The following is a 5,442-nucleotide window of genomic DNA, read 5'->3' on the forward strand; positions in this document are numbered from 1 at the left end:
GCCTCTTGGGGTTTGGTTGGTTTGTGTGTGGTGTGAGTATTTTTCGTCGGTGATTGTTCATTCTTCCGTCTGAATGGTTGCCGACACATTTTTTGCTAGTTGAGTTTTTTTGCTAGTGATTTGACTCTTTTTGTCTATGACTGATTAGCCGGCCTTCGGGTTGGTGATATCTAGAGTCTTCAACGGAGAGTTTGATCCTGGCTCAGGACGAACGCTGGCGGCGTGCTTAACACATGCAAGTCGAGCGGTAAGGCCTTTCGGGGTACACGAGCGGCGAACGGGTGAGTAACACGTGGGTGATCTGCCCTGCACTTCGGGATAAGCCTGGGAAACTGGGTCTAATACCGGATATGACCTCCTATCGCATGGTGGGTGGTGGAAAGATTTATCGGTGCAGGATGGGCCCGCGGCCTATCAGCTTGTTGGTGGGGTAATGGCCTACCAAGGCGACGACGGGTAGCCGACCTGAGAGGGTGACCGGCCACACTGGGACTGAGACACGGCCCAGACTCCTACGGGAGGCAGCAGTGGGGAATATTGCACAATGGGCGAAAGCCTGATGCAGCGACGCCGCGTGAGGGATGACGGCCTTCGGGTTGTAAACCTCTTTCAGCAGGGACGAAGCGCAAGTGACGGTACCTGCAGAAGAAGCACCGGCTAACTACGTGCCAGCAGCCGCGGTAATACGTAGGGTGCAAGCGTTGTCCGGAATTACTGGGCGTAAAGAGTTCGTAGGCGGTTTGTCGCGTCGTTTGTGAAAACCAGCAGCTCAACTGCTGGCTTGCAGGCGATACGGGCAGACTTGAGTACTGCAGGGGAGACTGGAATTCCTGGTGTAGCGGTGAAATGCGCAGATATCAGGAGGAACACCGGTGGCGAAGGCGGGTCTCTGGGCAGTAACTGACGCTGAGGAACGAAAGCGTGGGTAGCGAACAGGATTAGATACCCTGGTAGTCCACGCCGTAAACGGTGGGCGCTAGGTGTGGGTTCCTTCCACGGAATCCGTGCCGTAGCTAACGCATTAAGCGCCCCGCCTGGGGAGTACGGCCGCAAGGCTAAAACTCAAAGGAATTGACGGGGGCCCGCACAAGCGGCGGAGCATGTGGATTAATTCGATGCAACGCGAAGAACCTTACCTGGGTTTGACATATACCGGAAAGCTGCAGAGATGTGGCCCCCCTTGTGGTCGGTATACAGGTGGTGCATGGCTGTCGTCAGCTCGTGTCGTGAGATGTTGGGTTAAGTCCCGCAACGAGCGCAACCCCTATCTTATGTTGCCAGCACGTTATGGTGGGGACTCGTAAGAGACTGCCGGGGTCAACTCGGAGGAAGGTGGGGACGACGTCAAGTCATCATGCCCCTTATGTCCAGGGCTTCACACATGCTACAATGGCCAGTACAGAGGGCTGCGAGACCGTGAGGTGGAGCGAATCCCTTAAAGCTGGTCTCAGTTCGGATCGGGGTCTGCAACTCGACCCCGTGAAGTCGGAGTCGCTAGTAATCGCAGATCAGCAACGCTGCGGTGAATACGTTCCCGGGCCTTGTACACACCGCCCGTCACGTCATGAAAGTCGGTAACACCCGAAGCCGGTGGCTTAACCCCTTGTGGGAGGGAGCCGTCGAAGGTGGGATCGGCGATTGGGACGAAGTCGTAACAAGGTAGCCGTACCGGAAGGTGCGGCTGGATCACCTCCTTTCTAAGGAGCATTCTCCAGTCCAATATCCACACAGGTGGATGGTTGGTTGGCAGAGCCTGTTTCGGACCCACTTGTGGTCCGGCAGGAGCTCATGGGTGGACGCTGACAAACTTGATCGTCGTACGGTTTCTCCTCTGTGGGAAACCGACGAACAATATATCGACATACTGTTGGGTCCTGAGAGAACACGCGAGTGTTTCCTCTCTAGGAAGTAACGACAAATGACTGCTGCAGTCATACCGCAAGAATTATTCGTGAGAGTGGTTTTTGTTGGTGTCTGCGTGAGGTGGTTGTTTGTGTGTTGTTTGAGAACTGCACAGTGGACGCGAGCATCTTTGTTGTAAGTAATGAAGAGCGTACGGTGGATGCCTTGGCACCAGGAGCCGATGAAGGACGTAGGAGGCTGCGATAAGCCTCGGGGAGCTGTCAACCGAGCTGTGATCCGAGGATGTCCGAATGGGGAAACCCAGCACGAGTGATGTCGTGTTACCCGCGCCTGAATATATAGGGCGTGTGGAGGGAACGTGGGGAAGTGAAACATCTCAGTACCCACAGGAAGAGAAAACAACCGTGATTCCGTGAGTAGTGGCGAGCGAAAGCGGAAGAGGCTAAACCATGGGTGTGTGATAGCCGGCAGGTGTTGCATTCGTGGGGTTGTGGGGTTCATTTTGTCTGTTCTGCCGAGCAGGCCAACAGTAAGAAATCACAGGGTTAGTGGAAGTGGTCTGGAACGGCCTGTCGTAGAGGGTGAGAATCCCGTACACGAAAACTTTGTGACTGTTGTAATGGAAACCCAAGTAGCACCGGGCCCGTGAAATCTGGTGTGAATCTGTCGGGACCACCCGATAAGCCTGAATACTCCCTGGTGACCGATAGCGGACTAGTACCGTGAGGGAAAGGTGAAAAGTACCCCGGGAGGGGAGTGAAATAGTACCTGAAACCGTGCGCTTACAATCCGTCAGAGCCTTCGAGCAGTTTACTGCTGGGGGTGATGGCGTGCCTTTTGAAGAATGAGCCTGCGAGTTAGTGGCATGTCGCGAGGTTAACCCGTGTGGGGTAGCCGTAGCGAAAGCGAGTCCGAATAGGGCGAGTCAGTGGCATGCTCTAGACCCGAAGCGGAGTGATCTACCCATGGCCAGGTTGAAGCGACGGTAAGACGTCGTGGAGGACCGAACCCACTTAGGTTGAAAACTGAGGGGATGAGTTGTGGGTAGGGGTGAAAGGCCAATCAAACTCCGTGATAGCTGGTTCTCCCCGAAATGCATTTAGGTGCAGCGTCGCGTGTTTCTCACCGGAGGTAGAGCTACTGGATGGTCTAGGGGGCCCACAAGCTTACCGAAATCAGCCAAACTCCGAATGCCGGTGAGTGAGAGCGCGGCAGTGAGACTGCGGGCGATAAGGTTCGTAGTCGAGAGGGAAACAGCCCAGATCGCCAGCTAAGGTCCCTAAGCGTGTACTAAGTGGAAAAGGATGTGGGGTCGCGAAGACAACCAGGAGGTTGGCTTAGAAGCAGCCACCCTTGAAAGAGTGCGTAATAGCTCACTGGTCAAGTGATCCTGCGCCGACAATGTAGCGGGGCTCAAGTACACCACCGAAGCTGCGGCATTCACGCAATAGCCCCCAGTTGATCCACGGATTTTCTGGCAGGTGTGTGGATGGGTAGGGGAGCGTCGTGTGGCCATGGAAGCGGCAGGGTGACCTAGCCGTGGAGGCCACACGAGTGAGAATGCAGGCATGAGTAGCGAAAGACGAGTGAGAAACTCGTCCGCCGAATGACCAAGGGTTCCTGGGCCAGGTTAATCCGCCCAGGGTGAGTCGGGACCTAAGACGAGGCCGACAGGCGTAGCCGATGGACAACGGGTTGATATTCCCGTACCCGTGTGAACGCGCCCATGGTGAATCAGTGATACTAACCATCCTGAAGCCACGAGAAGACCTTCGGGTCTCGAGTTGGTGGATGCATGGGACCTGATCTGGTAGTAGCCAAGCGATGGGGTGACGCAGGAAGGTAGCTGAGCCAGTCAGTGGTAATACTGGTGTAAGCGTGTAGGGCGTGACCTAGGCAAATCCGGGTCGCATACAAGCCTGAGACGTGATGCGTAGCCGATTGAGGCGAATTCAGTGATCCTATGCTGCCGAGAAAAGCCTCTAGCGAGCTTTCACACGGCCCGTACCCCAAACCGACACAGGTGGTCAGGTAGAGAATACTAAGGCGATCGAGATAACTATGGTTAAGGAACTCGGCAAAATGCCCCCGTAACTTCGGGAGAAGGGGGGCCCTGTCTGGTGACGACATTTACTGTCTGAGCTGGGTGGGGCCGCAGAGACCAGTGAGAAGCGACTGTTTACTAAAAACACAGGTCCGTGCGAAGTCGTAAGACGATGTATACGGACTGACGCCTGCCCGGTGCTGGAAGGTTAAGAGGACCGGTTAGTTCCTTCGGGAGCGAAGCTGAGAATTTAAGCCCCAGTAAACGGCGGTGGTAACTATAACCATCCTAAGGTAGCGAAATTCCTTGTCGGGTAAGTTCCGACCTGCACGAATGGCGTAACGACTTCTCAGCTGTCTCAACCGTAGACTCGGCGAAATTGCATTACGAGTAAAGATGCTCGTTACGCGCGGCAGGACGAAAAGACCCCGGGACCTTCACTACAGCTTGGTATTGGTGTTCGGTTCGGTTTGTGTAGGATAGGTGGGAGACTGTGAAACGGTGACGCCAGTTATCGTGGAGTCGTTGTTGAAATACCACTCTGATCGAATTGGACCTCTAACCTCGGACCATGATCTGGTTCAGGGACAGTGCCTGGTGGGTAGTTTAACTGGGGCGGTTGCCTCCCAAAATGTAACGGAGGCGCCCAAAGGTTCCCTCAGCCTGGTTGGCAATCAGGTGTCGAGTGCAAGTGCACAAGGGAGCTTGACTGTGAGACTGACAGGTCGAGCAGGGACGAAAGTCGGGACTAGTGATCCGGCACCGGCAAGTGGAAGCGGTGTCGCTCAACGGATAAAAGGTACCCCGGGGATAACAGGCTGATCTTCCCCAAGAGTCCATATCGACGGGATGGTTTGGCACCTCGATGTCGGCTCGTCGCATCCTGGGGCTGGAGTAGGTCCCAAGGGTTGGGCTGTTCGCCCATTAAAGCGGCACGCGAGCTGGGTTTAGAACGTCGTGAGACAGTTCGGTCTCTATCCGCCGCGCGCGTTAGAAACTTGAGGAAGGCTGTCCCTAGTACGAGAGGACCGGGACGGACGAACCTCTGGTGTGCCAGTTGTTCCGCCAGGAGCACCGCTGGTTAGCTACGTTCGGAAGGGATAACCGCTGAAAGCATCTAAGCGGGAAGCCTGTTCCAAGATGAGGTTTCTCACCCCCTCGAGGGGGTAAGGCCCCCGGCAGACCACCGGGTTGATAGGCCAGAACTGGAAGTGCAGTAATGCATGCAGGTGACTGGTACTAATAGGCCGAGGACTTACCACAAAGAAGCTACGCGTCCACTGTGCGGTATCTGAAACAACACACAGATACTGATGAGAAACCCTGTTTTCTCCATCCCCCAACACCAGAAACGGGTGTTGACGGGTGGTGAAACCAGGTGATCAGAAGAAGGTTACTGTGACAGTTTCATAGAGTTACGGCGGTCATAGCGAAGGGGAAACGCCCGGTCCCATTCCGAACCCGGAAGCTAAGCCCTTCAGCGCCGATGGTACTGCACTCGACAGGGTGTGGGAGAGTAGGACACCGCCGAACAC

General features: G+C 55.3%; 3 rRNA genes. All 3 read left to right on the top strand.

Annotation, left to right across the window (positions count from 1 at the left end):
* Nucleotides 1-179: 179 nt before the first annotated feature.
* The 3 genes from ACN50D_RS31105 to rrf all read left to right on the top strand — a co-directional run bounded on the left by ACN50D_RS31105 (nt 180) and on the right by rrf (nt 5,440).
* Nucleotides 180-1,697, top strand: a 16S ribosomal RNA gene (locus tag ACN50D_RS31105).
* A 338-nt stretch (nt 1,698-2,035) separates the two neighbouring features.
* Nucleotides 2,036-5,170 (top strand): 23S ribosomal RNA (locus ACN50D_RS31110).
* A 153-nt stretch (nt 5,171-5,323) separates the two neighbouring features.
* Nucleotides 5,324-5,440: ribosomal RNA gene (gene rrf / locus ACN50D_RS31115) — 5S ribosomal RNA — on the top strand.
* Together the 16S, 23S and 5S rRNA genes form the textbook arrangement of a ribosomal RNA operon.
* The last annotated feature ends 2 nt before the right edge of the window (nt 5,441-5,442 follow it).

Origin of the sequence: Rhodococcus sp. SB1D (assembly GCF_048573875.1) — a bacterium.
Taxonomy (GTDB): Bacteria; Actinomycetota; Actinomycetes; order Mycobacteriales; family Mycobacteriaceae; genus Rhodococcus_F; species Rhodococcus_F qingshengii.